10 protein-coding genes are annotated in these 14,676 nt (G+C 72.6%); 3 read left to right on the top strand and 7 right to left on the bottom strand.

What is annotated here, in order from left to right; translation table 11 throughout:
- Positions 1 to 4: 4 nt before the first annotated feature.
- Entirely contained in the window at positions 5 to 1,291 is a 1,287-nt protein-coding gene (locus ACSQ1L_RS09140; RefSeq protein ID WP_435994151.1) for a bifunctional folylpolyglutamate synthase/dihydrofolate synthase, read from the top strand.
- A 93-nt stretch (positions 1,292 to 1,384) separates the two neighbouring features.
- On the opposite strand, the gene trxA is transcribed toward ACSQ1L_RS09140, so the two are convergent.
- From trxA to ACSQ1L_RS09175, 7 genes are all read right to left on the bottom strand, one after another.
- A complete protein-coding gene (gene trxA / locus ACSQ1L_RS09145) occupies positions 1,385 to 1,723 on the bottom strand; it encodes a thioredoxin (protein WP_435994153.1) in 339 nt (112 codons plus the stop codon).
- 101 nt (positions 1,724 to 1,824) lie between these two features.
- Positions 1,825 to 5,292, bottom strand: a complete 3,468-nt coding sequence (gene addA, locus ACSQ1L_RS09150) for a double-strand break repair helicase AddA (protein ID WP_435994155.1) — start codon at positions 5,290 to 5,292, stop codon at positions 1,825 to 1,827.
- The gene (addB, locus tag ACSQ1L_RS09155) at positions 5,289 to 8,381 is read right to left on the bottom strand and encodes a double-strand break repair protein AddB (RefSeq protein WP_435994157.1); all 3,093 of its coding nucleotides are present in this window, start codon (positions 8,379 to 8,381) and stop codon (positions 5,289 to 5,291) included. The genes addA and addB overlap by 4 nt, the downstream gene beginning before the upstream one ends.
- Before the next feature lie 52 nt (positions 8,382 to 8,433).
- On the bottom strand, positions 8,434 to 9,141 hold the full coding sequence (gene murU / locus ACSQ1L_RS09160) for an N-acetylmuramate alpha-1-phosphate uridylyltransferase MurU (RefSeq protein WP_435994272.1): 708 nt from the start codon (positions 9,139 to 9,141) through the stop codon (positions 8,434 to 8,436).
- A 20-nt stretch (positions 9,142 to 9,161) separates the two neighbouring features.
- Complete coding sequence (gene amgK, locus ACSQ1L_RS09165) at positions 9,162 to 10,247, bottom strand: N-acetylmuramate/N-acetylglucosamine kinase AmgK (RefSeq protein WP_435994159.1); 1,086 nt, start codon at positions 10,245 to 10,247, stop codon at positions 9,162 to 9,164.
- Positions 10,240 to 10,713: a tRNA (adenosine(37)-N6)-threonylcarbamoyltransferase complex ATPase subunit type 1 TsaE gene (gene tsaE / locus ACSQ1L_RS09170; RefSeq protein ID WP_435994161.1), complete on the bottom strand. Its 474-nt coding sequence runs from the start codon at positions 10,711 to 10,713 to the stop codon at positions 10,240 to 10,242. The genes amgK and tsaE overlap by 8 nt, the downstream gene beginning before the upstream one ends.
- On the bottom strand, positions 10,706 to 11,587 hold the full coding sequence (locus ACSQ1L_RS09175) for a GNAT family N-acetyltransferase (protein WP_435994163.1): 882 nt from the start codon (positions 11,585 to 11,587) through the stop codon (positions 10,706 to 10,708). The genes tsaE and ACSQ1L_RS09175 overlap by 8 nt, the downstream gene beginning before the upstream one ends.
- Positions 11,588 to 11,689: 102 nt before the next feature.
- Between ACSQ1L_RS09175 and ACSQ1L_RS09180 the strand changes: the two genes are divergently transcribed.
- Positions 11,690 to 12,403, top strand: coding sequence for a hypothetical protein (locus tag ACSQ1L_RS09180; protein ID WP_435994165.1), 714 nt, complete (start codon positions 11,690 to 11,692; stop codon positions 12,401 to 12,403).
- A 74-nt stretch (positions 12,404 to 12,477) separates the two neighbouring features.
- Positions 12,478 to 14,583 carry a prolyl oligopeptidase family serine peptidase gene (locus ACSQ1L_RS09185; RefSeq protein ID WP_435994167.1) on the top strand — a complete coding sequence of 702 codons (2,106 nt, stop codon included), beginning with the start codon at positions 12,478 to 12,480 and terminating at the stop codon, positions 14,581 to 14,583.
- Positions 14,584 to 14,676 lie beyond the last annotated feature (93 nt).

Raw genomic sequence — 14,676 nt, forward strand, 5'->3', positions numbered from 1 at the left:
GCCGATGGATCCGATCTCCGAGAGACTGAGGGCGCGCCACCCGCAGCGCATCGATCTGTCGCTGGAGCGGATGCGCGCCCTGTGCGGCGCCCTCGGCGACCCGCAGAACCGCCTGCCGCCGGTGATCCACGTGGCCGGCACCAACGGCAAGGGCTCGACGGTCGCCCTTATCCGCGCCATCGCCGAGGCGGCGGGGCTCAGCGTCCACGCCTACACCTCGCCGCATCTGGTGCGGTTCAACGAGCGCATCCGGCTGGCCGGGCGGCTGATCGGGGACGAGGCGCTGAACGCCATCCTCGACCGGATCGAGGCGGCCATCGACCGGTCCGGGACCGAGGCGACGGTGTTCGAGAGCACCACCGCCGCCGCCTTCGTCGCCATGAGCGAGACGCCGGCCGACCTGGCCATCGTGGAGGTCGGCCTCGGCGGGGTGCTGGACGCCACCAATGTCATCGAGCGGCCGTTGCTCAGCGTCATCACCCCCGTCGACCTCGACCACGCCGAGTTCCTCGGGACCAGTCTGCGCGGCGTGGCGGTGGAGAAGGCGGGCATTCTCAAGGCCGGCGCGCGGGGGCTGATCGCGCGGCAACCGGAAGAGGCGATGGCGGCGATCGAGGTCGCGGCCGGGGCGGTGCGGGCGCCGCTGACGACGATGGGGGTGGATTTCGACGCCTGGGCCGAACGCGGCGGCCTGGCCTTTCAGGACCAGAGCCGGTTCCTCGACCTGCCGGCCCCGGCGCTGGCCGGGCCGCACCAGGTCGCCAACGCGGGTCTGGCCGTCGCCGTGGCGCTGGAACTGGACCTGCCCGAGGCGGCGATCGCCGACGGCCTGCGCACTGTCCGCTGGCCGGCGCGGATGCAGCGGCTGACGGGCGGGCCCTATGGCGAGGCGGCGAGGGCGGCGGACGCCGAGCTATGGCTGGACGGGGGGCACAATCCGCACGCGGCCCGGGCGCTGGCCGAGGCGCTGGCGGAACGGCAGGCCAGGGCCCCGCGGCCGCTGGCCCTCATTGTCGGCATGCTGGGCAACAAGGACGCCGGCGGCTTCTTCGAGGCGCTGAAGGAGACCGGGGCGGCCGTGTTCACGGTCCCCTTCGAGGGCGCGGCCGCCGAGCCGGAGGCGCTGGCCGCGGTGGCGCGCGGCCATGGATTGGGGGCCACGGCCTGCGGCTCGGTGTCCGAGGCGCTCGAGCGTGCGCTCCGCCTCGAGGCCGGCCGGGTGGCCATCTGCGGGTCGCTCTACCTCGCGGGCGAGGTGCTGGGCGCGAGCCGCGAGACGTGGCCGGAGTGAGGCATTAGGGAAGAGGGAATAGGGATCAGGAGGGCGGTCCGGACGAACGTCGGAGCGGCCAATCCATGATCCCTGGTCCCTAATCCCTCGGCTTCAGGCCGCCGACGCGCTGATGCCCGCTTCGGCCAGCCACTCGACGATCTTGCCCTTGGGCATGGCGCCGACCTTCATCGAGGCCAGCTGGCCGTCCTTGAACAGCATCAGGGTCGGGATGCCCTTCACGCCGAGGCGCGAGGGGACCATCGGGCTGTCGTCGATGTTGACCTTGGCGATGACGACCTTGCCGGACAGTTCGTCGGCGATCTGCTCCAGGGCCGGGCCGATCTGTTTGCACGGGCCGCACCACTCGGCCCAGAAGTCGACGAGCACGGGGGTGGACGATTTCAGGACGTCGGCGTCGAAGCTGTCATCGGTGACCTTGACGGTGGCCATGGGCTCTCCTTGGCGCTGCGGGCGCGCGATACGGTTTCAGCCGGGCATCATGCGATGATTCCGGCCCTTCGGAAGCGATGTGGGGCGCGTCGTCGATCAAATCAACGCGCGGCTTTCAAGGCCGCGTCCATCAGCCCCTGGGGGACCGGCATCAGGTTCGGGCCGTCGGTCCAGACCAGGGCCGCCTCGACCGGACGGTCCGGGTAGAGCCGCTTCAGCACGGCGACATAGATCGCCAGTTGCAGCACATAGGCGGGGTCGGCGGCCTCGATGCGGTCCGGGGCGGGGCGGTTGGTCTTGTAGTCGATGACCAGCACCCGCTCCGGCGTGATCACCAGCCGGTCGATGCGGCCCGACACGGTGACGCCGGCGGGCAGGTCCGGCGCGGTCCCCGTCAACGCGACCTCGGCCCGCGAGCCGGGACCGAACACGGGGGCGAAGCGGGCGTCGTCCAGGACGGAGAAGGCGGCGGCGGTCATCTCGGCCCGCTGTTCGTCGGTCAGGTCCCGTTCGCGAGACAGCAGGCGGCCGGCGGCGGAAGGGCGTTCGGCCGGGGCGATGTCGGGCAGTCTCTCGAGCAACCGGTGGATCAGGTCGCCGCGCCGGAAGCGGCCGAGCGGCGCGCCCGGCCCGGCCGCGGTCGCCAGCGGCGAGGGGGCGGGGATGCGGACCATCCCCTCCATCTGCGACGGCGCGGCGTAGCGGGCGGCGTGGTCCGGGGCGGGCGGGGTGCGCGCCCATTCGGGCAGGGCCGCTCCGACCAGGGCGTCGGGGCGTCCGGGGGCCAGCCGGGCCGGGTCGGCGCCGAAGCGGCGGACGCCGTCACCGACGTCGCGGGCCTCGGCGCCGAGCCGGTCGAAGGTCTCGGTCAGCACGGACCACCAGCTGCCGTCGTCATACCCCTGTTTCGAGTTTCCGCAGGCCCGGCCGAGCAGGATCAGGCGGTCGCGGGCCCGGGTCAGGGCGACGTAGAGCAGACGCAGGGTCTCGGCGTCGGTGCGCGCCTGCCGCGCCTCGCGCGCGGCCTTCGAGGCGTCGCAGTCCTCCTTCGACGAGCCGGGGCACATCAGCCAGGCCTCCGAGCCGTCGTCGAGGGTGACCGGCATCAGGCTGGGTCCCTGCGCCTTCGCCCGCGAGGTGGTGTCGGGCAGGATGACGACGGGCGCCTCCAGCCCCTTGGCCCCGTGCACGGTCATCACCCGCACCTCGCCGCGCGGCCCCTCCAGCTCGCGCTTGACCTCGACGTCGGCGGCCTCGAGCAGGGCGACGCAGGTCTCCAGATCGACCGCGCCGCGGTCCTCGGCCGAGAGCACCTGGTTGAGGGTTTCGTCGATGGCCTCCTCGGCCTCGCGGCCGAGCCGGCGCAGGATGCGGGCGCGGCCCGAGACGCCGGTGGAATCGACCCGGTTGAGCAGGCCCGAGAAGAAGGCGAAGGGGTCGCGGTCGCGGCTCTCCAGCGCGAAGGCCAGCAGGTCCCGGGCATGGGACCACTCCGGCCGCTCCGCCGCCCGGTCCCGCAGCTCCCGCCACAGCTTGCGACGATCCTTGCCGCCAGCGAGGGCGAACAGACTGTCCTCATCGACGTCGCAGAACGGGCTGCGCAGCACCCCGGCGAGGCTGAGGTCGTCGTCGGGGAACAGGGCGAAGCGGGCGAGGGCGATCAGGTCGTCGAAGACGATGTGCGACGACAGCTTGAGCCGGTCGGCCCCGGCCACCGGCACGCCGGCGGTCTTCAACGCCCGGATGATCTCCTCGAAGGTGGCGTCGCGGCGGCGCACGAGAATGAGAAAGTCGCCGTAGCCGCAGGCGCGGCGCTCGCGGTGTTTACGATCGTACACCGCCTCGCCGGTCTCGACCTGCCGCCGGATCTCGGCCGCCAGTTTCGCCGCCAGCTGCTTGCGGCCGCTCGTGCCCGGCTCCTGGTCCACCGGGTCCCAGACATCCGGTTCCGGCGGCTTGATGTCCTCGAACAAGGGCCACAGGTCGACGCAGCCGGACTGGCCTTCGCGTTTGGCGACGTGCGGCGGGATGGCCCCGATCTCCTCGCCGACGAGGGCGGTGGTCCGCTCGGGACCGTCGAACACGGCGTCGACGAATTTCAGCACCTCCGGCGTCGAGCGGAAGGAGGTGGCCAGTTCGACGCCCTTGAACGACGCGCCCGAGCCGGTCACGAGCGAGTCGTAGCGCTGGGACTCCTGCCGCAGCCGCTCGGGCCGCGCGCCCTGGAAGGAATAGATCGACTGTTTCTCGTCGCCGACGGCGAAGACGGTGCGGGCGAGGCGCTGTCCCGAAGTCGGGATCGGGGTGAAGCGTTGGCTTCCTTCACCGGCGAAGAAGCCCTCGGTCAGGGCGCGCAGAATGTCCCATTGCTGGGGCGCGGTGTCCTGCGCTTCGTCGACGAGCACATGCTCGATGCCGCCGTCCAGCTTGTACAGCACCCACGCCGCCGAGGCCTTTTGGGTCAGCAGGTCGACGGTGCGGGCGACGAGGTCGCCGAAGTCGAGCGCCCCCTTCGCGGCCTTGGCCTGGTCGTAGAGCCGGGCGTGCGCCTCGGCCAGCAGCAGCACGTGGCGGGTGTCGGCGGCGACCCGGGCCTTGCGCAGGGACTCCAGCGCCGAGAGGTATTTCAGCTGCAGGTCCGCCAGCCAGGCGCCGGCGACGGGCGGGGCCTTGGCGGTGGCCATCGACTTGCGCGGCTCGCCGCTGGTCAGGAAGACCTCGCCAAGCCCGGCGAAGCTCCAGTCGGCGGCGCGCATCCGCTCGGCGCATTTCTGGTCGTTGGCCGAGCCGGTCGCCATCAGCGACGCGGTCTCCAGCCATTCGGTGCGGCCGAGCCAGCGCATGAAGCCGGTCTCGATCGACTCCGGCGTCTCGTCCGGATGGGCCCCGACGAGGATGTGCGGCGCCGGCGCCCGGCCGTCGAGGATGCGGGCGGTGTAGTCGGTCAGCTTGGCCCGGTCGGCCTCGATCATGCCCAGCAGCGACTGGAAGGCTCCCCAGTCGAGCTCGACGGCGAAATGGCTGTAGGCGCGACCGATCGGCCCGTCGCCGTCGGCCAGGGCCATGCGGGCGAGGTCCTCGCGCGCGCCGTGCGACAGGGCCAGCGCCGCCTCGTTCTCCAGCACGGTGAATCCGGGCGTGACGTCGGCCTCGATCGGGAATCGACGCAGCAGCTTTTCGCAGAAGGCGTGGATGGTCTGGATCTTCAGCCCGCCCGGGGTCTCCAGCGCCTTGGCGAACAGGCGTCGCGCCTTCGACAGGTCGGGGCCGGTCAGGGCGGCGGGGTCGCGGGTGTCGAGGTCGGCCAGCGACTGCGCCAGCCTTTCGTCGCTCATCACAGCCCACTCGCCGAGCCGGTCGAACAGCCGCGCCTGCATCTCGGCGGCGGCGGCCTTGGTGTAGGTGACGCAAAGGATCTCGCCGGGCTGGACTTCCTCGAGCAGCAGGCGGGCCACGCGGTCGACCAGGGTCGAGGTCTTGCCCGAGCCGGCGTTGGCGGTGACGAACACCGACTGGCGCGGATCGGCGGCGGCGATCTGGTGCGGATCGGGCAGGATGCGGGCGCTCATTCGGCGTCTCCGCCGTCTTCGCCGCCGACCACGTGCCATTCCCAGACCCGGGCGAGGTGGTCGTAGTTGCCGCCGAACGAGCCCATGAACTGCGGCGCGACCCACGACAGATAGGGGGTGGTCTCGTCGTCGAAGCGGGCGATGCGACGCCTGAGGCCAGCGAGCGCATCCACTGCCATTTCAGTGGCCGTCAGCGGGAGAGGTTTCTTCTGCGTGGGCTTCGAGACGTCGAGAAACTGCCCCGGATCCTTCCTGCCAACAACGCGGACATAGGCCAGTTGATTTATCTCAGCGGGACCGTGGATCGTATCGGCGAGGAGGATGGCGCCGGTTAGGGTGAGTTGGGGAGAAAATCCCGCCAAGACCTCGGATCGTGTCGGAGTTCTACCCGTCTTGAAGTCGAGCACCGCCGCGCCCCTGGCCGACAGCTCGATGCGGTCGGCCTTGGCGGTCAGTTTGAACGGGCTGGCCGGGGCCGGGATCAGCATCTCGACCTTTTCCTCGACCCGGATCTCGACCCCGCGCATCCGCCGCTCGGCCTCCCAGCCCGACAGCCAGCGGGCGCAGTTGCGGGCCAGCGGCGCCTCGCGGGCCATGGCCGCGTCCTCGAAGCCGTGGTGGCCGAGCTCCTCGAGCAGCAGGGTTTCGAGCTGGTCGGCGCAGTCGTCGGGCAGGACCTCGGGCCAGGACAGGGTCAGGCGCTCGACCGCCTTGTGCACGGCGTTGCCGCGCGCCATGGCCTCGGCCGACTGGCCGGGCCGGTCCATCTGTCTCAGGTTCAGGACATATCGCGCATAGATGGCGTAGGGATCGCGCACCCAACGTTCGACGCCGGTGACGGGCAGTTCGCGCGGGCGGCGCCCGACCGGCGGGCGTGGAGCCGGACGGCGGGCGTAGTCGGGCGTGGCGCGGGCGGGGGCGTCGAGGGCGCGGGCCTGATCGAGGTGGGCCGACGGCCGTTCCAGTTGGACCGGGGTGTTCTCGCTGTTGGCCCCCCGGGTCAGCATCTCCAGCCGCCATAGCCAGCGCGACTTGACCGCCGGCTGGCCGCCGCGGCGTTCGCTGTGCACCAGTATGGCCTCGTCGGCGCAGGCGGCCTGGACGAAGTCCTGGGCGGTCTGGCCGAGACGGCGCTCGGGCGGCGGCAGGCCCAGGGCCTGACGCATCGGCCGCGACAGGAAGGGGTCGGTCGGGGCGGCGTTGGGCCAGACGCCTTCCTCGAGTCCGGCCAGGATCATCCGGTCGGCGCGCACCAGCCGCGCCTCGATAGCCCCGAGGATGCGCAGGCGCGGCTGGCTGGCCCCGCCGGTGCGCACCGTCTCTTCGGCCAGCAGGCCGCGGACCAGGTCGGCGAAGTCCGCGCGCGACACCGCGCCCAGCGAGGCCCCGCCCTCGATCAGCCCGGCCGCCATCGCGGCGGCGGCCTCGCCATCGGGCCCGGCCCAGGCGTCCGGCCCGGCCAGCGCCTCGATCAGGCGGGTCAGGGCGCGGGCGGCCTCGTCCAGCGGCGCGGCGGGGACGAAGGGGGCGCGGGCGGCGTCGGACAAGGCCTCCAGCCGGTCGAGCAGCCGGGCGGCGGCGGCGACGCGGGCGCGGGTTCCCTCGGAGCGGGGCTGGCCGTCGTCGCGCGGCTCGGCCGCGGTGAGCAGGGCGCGGCGGGCCCGGGCCCAGTCGCGGCGGCGGGGGCCGCGCAGGGCGTGTTCCTCCAGCGCCTTGATCGCGGTCGCGGGCCCGGCCCCGTCGAGATCGAGGCGGACCAGCGGATGCTTGAGCAGGCCGAGCAGGGCGTGGGGGTCGAGCGGCTCGGCGATGAAGCGGGCGGCGAGATCGACCAGCCGCCCGGCCGGCATGCGCGACAGCGGCTGGCCGGACGAGTTGTCGGCGACCACGCCCCAGCGCTCCAGCCGGGCGGCGACGCGGCGGCCCAGCGCCAGGTCGGGCGTGACCAGGGCGCAGGTGCGGCCGGGCGTCTCCAGCGTCTCGCGCATCATCAGGGCCAGCGCCGCGGCGGCGTCCTCCTCGGCGCGGACGGTGACGACGGACAGACCTTCCAGTCCTTCAGCGATGGGGTCCGCCGAGCGCTCGCGGAAGGCGTCGGCGCGCAGATCGCGGATCAGGTCGCGCCAGTCATCGGTGGCCTCGGCCGGGCGCAGGGCCTCGTTGAGCAGGCGCTGGCGGGCGCGGCCCCGGCCGGCGCGGGCGGGCTCCTCGGGTGGAAGGAACCACGGCCGGACCGCCTCGCGCTCGACCCGGCGCTGCTCGAGCAGCCGCCACAGCGCGTTCTGGGGGTGTTGTTCGTTGTCTCCCAGCTGGGACCAGACCGGGGCGCCGAGGTCGCGGTCCAGGCCGGGCAGGACGACGCAACCCTGCGGCGCGCCCGCGACGGCGGCCAGCACGTCGGCGGCGGCGGGGGCGGTGCCGGTCGAGCCGGCGGCGATCACCGGCTGGGTCGGCGGCCGCTCGGCCCAGGCGTCGGCCAGCAGGCGCAGCAGGCGGGCCCGCCGCCACGCCGGATCGACCAGCCCCAACGCGGCCAGCCGCCTGGGCCAGGCCTCGACGGCGAGGCCGAGGAAGCGGGCCGACTCCTGCCAGTGCTCGGCCAGGTCGCCCTCGACCAGGGTGGCGACGCGGGCGAGGTCGTCGATCTCCTCCAGCTGGCAGGAGTCGAGGAAGCCGCCGAGGGCGTCGGCCATCTCCAGCGCCCGCAGCGGGGCCAGGCCGGGGCGGAAGTCCTCGACGATCATCCGCGCCATCTCGAAGCGGCGGGTCAGCGGGGCGATGGCCGGCGGCAGGTCGAGGCCCAGTTCGCCGGGCGCGAACGGCGGCTCGTCCTCTTCCAGGTCGCCCAGCGGCCGGACCTGCGGCAGCAGCACGGGCCGCTCGCCCGCCAGCTTCGACAGGGCGGCGGTGAAGGCGCGGGCGGCGCGGCGGTTGGGCAGCAGGATGACGGCGTCCGACAGGGCCTCGGGCGGGTGTTCGCCGACCCAGTCGAGCACGCCGGCGGCCAGATCCTCAAGGAACGGCCGGCGCGCCTCGATGGCGTACCAGCGCGGCCCGGGCGCGGCGAAGGGATCGAAGCGGGACGTCATGGGGCGCCTGCCGCTCGACGCGCGGCGTCTCGCTGCTTCAGGCGCATACGGATCATCCCGGCCCGGCCAGTCTGGCCTCGGCTTCGTCCCGGGCCTCCGGGTCGCCGACGTGCATCCAGTCGCCGTCGAGGACGCAGCCGTACAGCCGTCCGGCGGCGGCGGACCGGCGCCACAGGCCGCTGAGCGAGAACGGCCCGTCGGGCCCATCGGCGACATAGTCGGGCCGGCAGATGTGCACGCCCATGTAGGCGTAGGGAGCCTCGGGCGCGTCGCCGCGGAAGGTCAGCCGCCCGTCGTCGGCGAGAAAGACGTCGCCGTTCCCCTCGAACCCGATCGACCCCTCGCGCCGCGCCAGCAGCAGGGCGGCGTCCATGGTTGACGGATTCCACAGGCGAGCGAGTTGATTCAGCGCGGAATTCCCCTCGCGACCGTTGTCGGTCCAGACGCTGTCAATATTGGCCACGAACACCGGATCAGGCCCCAGCAGCGGGGCGGCCTTCTTCAGGCCGCCGCCGGTCTCCAGCAGTTCCGCCCGTTCGTCCGAGATGACGATGTCCGGGCCGCGCCCACGGTCGGCGAGGTGGCGCTCGAGCCGGTCGGCGAACCAGTGGACATTGACCACCGCCCGCTCGACGCCGGCCCCGGCCAGCCGGTCGAGCACGTGGTCGATCAGGGCCCGGCCCGCCACCTCGACCAGCGCCTTGGGCCGATCGTCGGTCAGCGGCCGCATCCGGGTGCCGAGCCCGGCCGCCAGCACCATGGCGGTTCTTGGGGTCCCGTTCATCCGCGTCTCTCCACCGGGACATGACGGTCGAACCAGGCGCGGACGCCCTCCAGCCCCGGCTTGTCGAGGTTGGCGTTCAGGTGAGCCCACATGCGGGGCATGAAGGCGCGGTACCTCGGCTTGCCGTCGCGGACGATCAGCCGGGCGAAGACGCCGAGGATGCGCGCCTCGTTCAGGGCCGCGAGACCGGCGTAGTCCTGCTGGAAGGCGGCGCGGTCGATCTGCGGCCGCAGGTCGAAATAGTGGGCCAGAGCCCGGGCCTCGATCTCTGGCGGGACGTCGCGGCGGGCGTCCTGCAGCAGGGAATGCAGGTCCCACGAGGGGTGGGCGCGGACGGCGTCCTGGAAGTCGATCATGCCGACGCTGGCCGGTCCGCGCCCGGGCAGGCGGATCAGGTTCTCGGCGTGATAGTCGCGGTGGGCCATGACGCCAGCCCCCGCCGCCCCGCGCGCCACCACCGGCGCCCAGGCCGCGCGCCATTCGGCCACGGCTCCCCCGCCGAAGTCCAGGGCCGGATCAAGCCGGGGCAGCCATTCGATGAACAGGTCGGCGCCCCCCTGCAGGGCTGTCTCGTCATAGGCCAGCAGCGGCCAGTCGCCCGCCGCCCCGGTCAGCACCTCGGGCGTCGCCGCCTCGTGCAGCGTCGCCAGAGCCTCCACCGCCGCCAGATACAGCGGCGCCTCCGGCTCTCCCGCCTCGATCACCCGGGCGAACAGGTCGTCGCCGAAGTCCTCGAGCACCGCCAGCCCGGCGGCGGCGTCGACGGCGATGATCTCCGGCGCCGACAGGCCCAGCGAGCGCAGGTGGGCGGCGACGGCGGCGAAGGCCTCGATACGGCCGGCGGACAGGCGGGCGACGGCGTTCCAGCCCTCGGCGCGGCGTCGCTCCGGCGACCACGACGGGTCACAGGGTTGGGACTCCGCCGCCGGCGCCTGGTCCATCAGCATCAGGCTGGCCCCTTGCGGCGTGGTCAGCCGCTCATAGCGCCGCGTCGAGGCGTCGCCGGGCAGGGGCGCGCGTCCGGCGTCGGCGAGGCCGGCCGCCTTGAGGAAATCGACACGCTGCAGTTCACGATCAGACATTCAGGCCCTTCAGCTTGCTCTCCCACGCCCCTACGCCAGAAACGGTCGCAACGCGTCCCGCTCCGTGCTCCGCCAGGGTGACGCTCACCCGGTCGGGGCCCAGCCAGGCGGCGGGATCGTCGCCGAGGCGCTCGGGCCATTCGATCACGGCGCAGCCCTCGTCCAGCGCCTCGTCGAGGCCGATCTCGGCGGCCTCCTCGGGGCGGGTCAGGCGGTAGAGGTCGAAATGCGCCACCGGCGGATCGCTCTCGTAGAACTGCACCAAGGTGAAGGTCGGCGACGGCACGTCCTCGTCGGGGGTGGTCAGGGCGCGGATCAGGCCGCGCGCCAGCGTCGACTTGCCCATGCCCAGCGGACCGTACAGCAGCACGGTCTCGCCCGGCGCCAGCAGGGGGGCGATGCGCGCGCCGAGCCGGGCGGTGGCGACGGCGTCCTCAAGGGCCAACGTCGTCCCGGGCTCAGGCAAAGTCTGCGTCCGGCTGGCTGGGCAGGACCCGTTCGGTGAAGGCCTTCAGCGCATAGGTCGCCCGGGCGGCGTCGATATCGAGCCGCGACGGCGGAATCGGCTTGCCGACCTTGAGGAAGAATCGCGTGCGCTTCTTGTTGAGCAGTTCGTGGAACAGGGTGATGTCGCGCAGCTCCGGCGAGATCCGGTCGAACCAGTGGAACAGGCGGGACTCCGGCCCGGCGACATGAACCGGCACGACCGGCGCGTCATATTTCCGGGCCAGCGACGCGGCGGTCGGGGCCCATTCGGGATCGGTGACCGAACCGTCCTTGCCCACCCGCGCCAGCCGCCCGGCCGGGAACATGACCACGCAACGCCCGGCCTCGAAGGCTTCCTTCGCGGCCTGCAGGGTGGCGCGGGTCTTCTCGCGAGTCCGCTTCTCGACCACCCATTCGACCGGGATGACCGCCTCGCCCAGGCGGGGCGAGACCCGCAGGGCGTCGGCGTTGGCGAAGAAGACGGCGTCCTGGCGTCGGGCCCGGATGGCGTCGAACACCGCGATGCCGTCGGCGATGCCGGTCGGATGGTTGGCGACGACGACGCAGCGGCCCGTCGCCGGGATGCGGTCGGGGTTCATCACCGTGACCTTCAGGTCCAGCAGGTCGCTCATGTAATCGAGCGCCTCGGCGCCCGACAGCGGCCGGACGGCGTCGGCCATGCGCACGGCGTGACGGTAGTTGAGCAGCTTGTAGAGGAACGGTCGCGCCAGCGGCCACAGGGGCGATCCCGTCAGGCGCGGCGCGCGCTCGGCGATCAGCACGTCGCAGATGTGCGGCCCCGCGGGCGCGGGGGCCGGAGCGTCCACAGGATCAAGGGCGGCAGCGAGAACCATGCCCTGCGCTTGTCGCCGCTCCCGCGCCGCCGGGCAAGCGGCTTGGTCGGGGCGTGGCGGCGATGCTAGGCCTTGTGAGAAGCGTCCCGAGGACCCGCCGTCATGACCCCTTCAGGCCCGGACGACCCCGAGCGGCGGCTGCGGTCCCTGCGCGAGCGCCAGGCCGAGGCCGCCGCCGCCGGCCATGGCGACGGCGCGACGCTGCGGACGCTGGCGCGCGAGATCGCGGCCGAGGCCGGCCGTCTCGGCTTCGATCCGGAGGAGGCGGCGGCGATCGCGGCGCAGATCGACGCCCCCGCGCCCGGTCCGGGCCACGACATGGCCGGCGAGTATCGGGTGCTGCGCGGCGCGGCCGAGCCGATCCTGACCTTCTCCGCCCTGGTGATCGCCGGGACTGTGATCGGTCTCGGCCAGCCCATGATCGGCGCCCTGATCGTCGCCGCCGCCGTCGCCTCGTGGGTCATCCGGAGCACGCTCCGGGTCGCCCGGCTGCGCATCGACGCCGCCGGCGCGCCCGGTTTTCCCGGGCGGCTGGACCTGATCGAGCCGGCCGAACTGCTCGGCGTCGAATTCGCCTGGCGATATCCGCCGTGGATCGCCGAACATCGCAAGGCGGCGAGCGAGACCATCGACCTGCGGCTGCGCCTGACCGGCGGCCGGACCGTCAAGCTCGCCCGCGGGCCGCTGTGGCGCATCTCGCCCCGGCGCGAGCCCGTGGCCTACCACCGGCTGGAGCGGCGTCTGTCCGCCTGGGCGCACGAGGCCGGGCTGAAGATCGAACGCGGCGAGGCCGGCTGGACGGCGCGCCGCCCCTGAACCGCCGGGCCCCGGCCTTGGCGGCGGCCGGGCGGGGGTGCTACCCCTTGCCAAAGCTTCCAGAGGAAACGTCCATGCGTCACCGCTCGCTTCTTTCCGGCGCCGCCGCCGCCGTGCTGCTCGCCGTCGCCGCACCCGCCCTGGCGGAGGCCCCGCCCGCCGCGCCCGCCGCCGCGACCGCCTCGGCCCAGACGGCCGAGCCGTTCGGCTACCGCGACATGATCACGGCCAACCGGCTGGGCGATCCGCAGGTGTCGCCGGACGGACGCTGGGTGGTATATTCGGTGACCACCACCGACGTCGACGCCAACCGCCGCCAGGGTTCGCTCTACATCATGGACCTGCAGGAGCCGGGCGAGGGCCGCCGGCTGGCGATCAGCGAGGGCGGCGCCAACACGGCGCGCTGGGGCTCGGACGGCAAGCTGTATTTCCTGTCGGGCCGCTCCGGGTCGAGCCAGGTGTGGCGCGCCGACGCCGACGGAACCGATCCGGTCCAGGTCACCGACCTGCCGGTCGACGTCAACGCCTACCGGCTGAGCCGTGACGCCGGCAAGGTGGCGGTGTCGCTGGCGGTGTTCCCCTCCTGCGCCGACCTGGCCTGCACGGTCGACCGCGCCAAGGCCGAGGCCGACGACAAGACCACCGGCCAGGTCTACGACCGCATGTTCGTGCGCCACTGGGACACCTGGAACGACGGGACCCAGAACCATCTGTTCGTGGTCAACACCGACGGCTCCGGCGAGCCGGTCTGGGTCACGAAGGGCTTCGACGGCGACACGCCCTCCAAGCCGTTCGGCGACGAGAGCGAGTTCACCTTCACGCCCGAGGGCGACGCGGTGGTGTTCTCGGCCCGTCTGGCGGGCCAGTCGGAGCCGTGGAGCACCAATTTCGACCTCTGGCGGACCAACGGCCTGAGCGGCGACGGCGCGTTCGAGAACCTGACCGACCACAATGACGCCTGGGACACCGGCCCGGTGTTCTCGCCGGACGGCCGCACGATGGCCTACCGCGCCATGGCCCGGCCCGGCTTCGAGGCCGACAAATACGCCATCGTCCTGCGCGACGTGGCCACCGGCCAGCTGCGCCAGATCGCCGCCGACTGGGACCGTTCGGCCGACAGCCTGCAGTGGTCGTCCGACGGGAGCACGCTCTACACCACCGCCGGCGATGTCGGTCAGACCCGGCTGTTCGCCATCGACGTGACCAGCGGTTCGGTCGTGCCGATCACCGGCGAGGGCCACGTCTCGGCCTTCCAGCAGACGCCGTCCGGCTTCGTCTTCGCCCAGGACAGCCTGACCCGGCCCAGCGAGCTGTTCGTCAAGACCTACCGCGGCCGCGAGATGCCGCGCCGCATCACCGACGTGAACCCGCAGCTGGACGACAAGGCCTTCGGCGAGGCCGAGCAGTTCAACTTCCCGGGCTGGAACGGCGAGACCGTGCACGGCTACGTCATCAAGCCGGCGAACTATGTCGAGGGCCAGAAATATCCGGTCGCCTTCCTGATCCACGGCGGTCCGCAGGGCTCGTTCGGCAACAGCTGGTCCTATCGCTGGAACCCCTCGACCTACGCCGGGGCCGGCTATGCGGTGGTGATGATCGATTTCCACGGTTCGACCGGCTACGGCCAGGCCTTCACCGACGCGATCAGCCAGCACTGGGGCGACCGCCCGCTCGAGGACCTGCAGAAGGGCTGGGCCCACGCCCAGGGCGCCTACCCCTTCCTCGACGGCGACAACGCCTGCGCCCTCGGCGCCTCGTACGGCGGCTATATGATCAACTGGATCGCCGGCAACTGGCCCGGCGAGTTCAAATGCCTCGTCAACCACGACGGCGTCTTCGACACCTTCGGCATGGGCTATTCGACCGAGGAGCTGTGGTTCACCGAGTGGGAGTACGGCGGCACCCCGTGGGAGAACCCGCGCGGCTACCAGGCCTTCAACCCCGCCAACCACGTCCAGAACTGGCGTGACCCGATGCTGGTGGTGCAGGGCGACCAGGACTTCCGCATCCCCACGGCCCAATCGCTGTCGACCTTCACGGCCCTGCAGCGGCGCGGAATCGAAAGCCGTCTGATCGTCTTCCCGGAGGAGAACCACTGGGTGCTGAGGCCGGCCAACAGCCTGCAATGGCACACCGAAGTGTTCGGCTGGCTGGACAAGCATCTGAAGCCGGTCGAGTAGCGCCGGACCTCGCGATCCGAAGAAGGGCGTTTCCGGCGACGGGGACGCCCTTTCTCATGGCCGGCGACGAGCCCCGCTGAGCCTTTCAAGGCG

The sequence above is a fragment of the Brevundimonas sp. LjRoot202 genome (genome assembly GCF_964253355.1).
Classification (GTDB): domain Bacteria; phylum Pseudomonadota; class Alphaproteobacteria; order Caulobacterales; family Caulobacteraceae; genus Brevundimonas.

Coding starts and splice junctions, on each gene's coding strand:
- ACSQ1L_RS09180 (WP_435994165.1), top strand. CDS start 11,690: ATGACCCCTTCAGGCCCGGACGACCCCGAGCGGCGGCTGCGGTCCCTG.
- addB (WP_435994157.1), bottom strand. CDS start 8,381: ATGACGTCCCGCTTCGATCCCTTCGCCGCGCCCGGGCCGCGCTGGTAC.
- addA (WP_435994155.1), bottom strand. CDS start 5,292: ATGAGCGCCCGCATCCTGCCCGATCCGCACCAGATCGCCGCCGCCGAT.
- amgK (WP_435994159.1), bottom strand. CDS start 10,247: ATGTCTGATCGTGAACTGCAGCGTGTCGATTTCCTCAAGGCGGCCGGC.
- ACSQ1L_RS09185 (WP_435994167.1), top strand. CDS start 12,478: ATGCGTCACCGCTCGCTTCTTTCCGGCGCCGCCGCCGCCGTGCTGCTC.
- ACSQ1L_RS09140 (WP_435994151.1), top strand. CDS start 5: ATGGATCCGATCTCCGAGAGACTGAGGGCGCGCCACCCGCAGCGCATC.
- trxA (WP_435994153.1), bottom strand. CDS start 1,723: ATGGCCACCGTCAAGGTCACCGATGACAGCTTCGACGCCGACGTCCTG.
- ACSQ1L_RS09175 (WP_435994163.1), bottom strand. CDS start 11,587: ATGGTTCTCGCTGCCGCCCTTGATCCTGTGGACGCTCCGGCCCCCGCG.
- murU (WP_435994272.1), bottom strand. CDS start 9,141: ATGGTGCTGGCGGCCGGGCTCGGCACCCGGATGCGGCCGCTGACCGAC.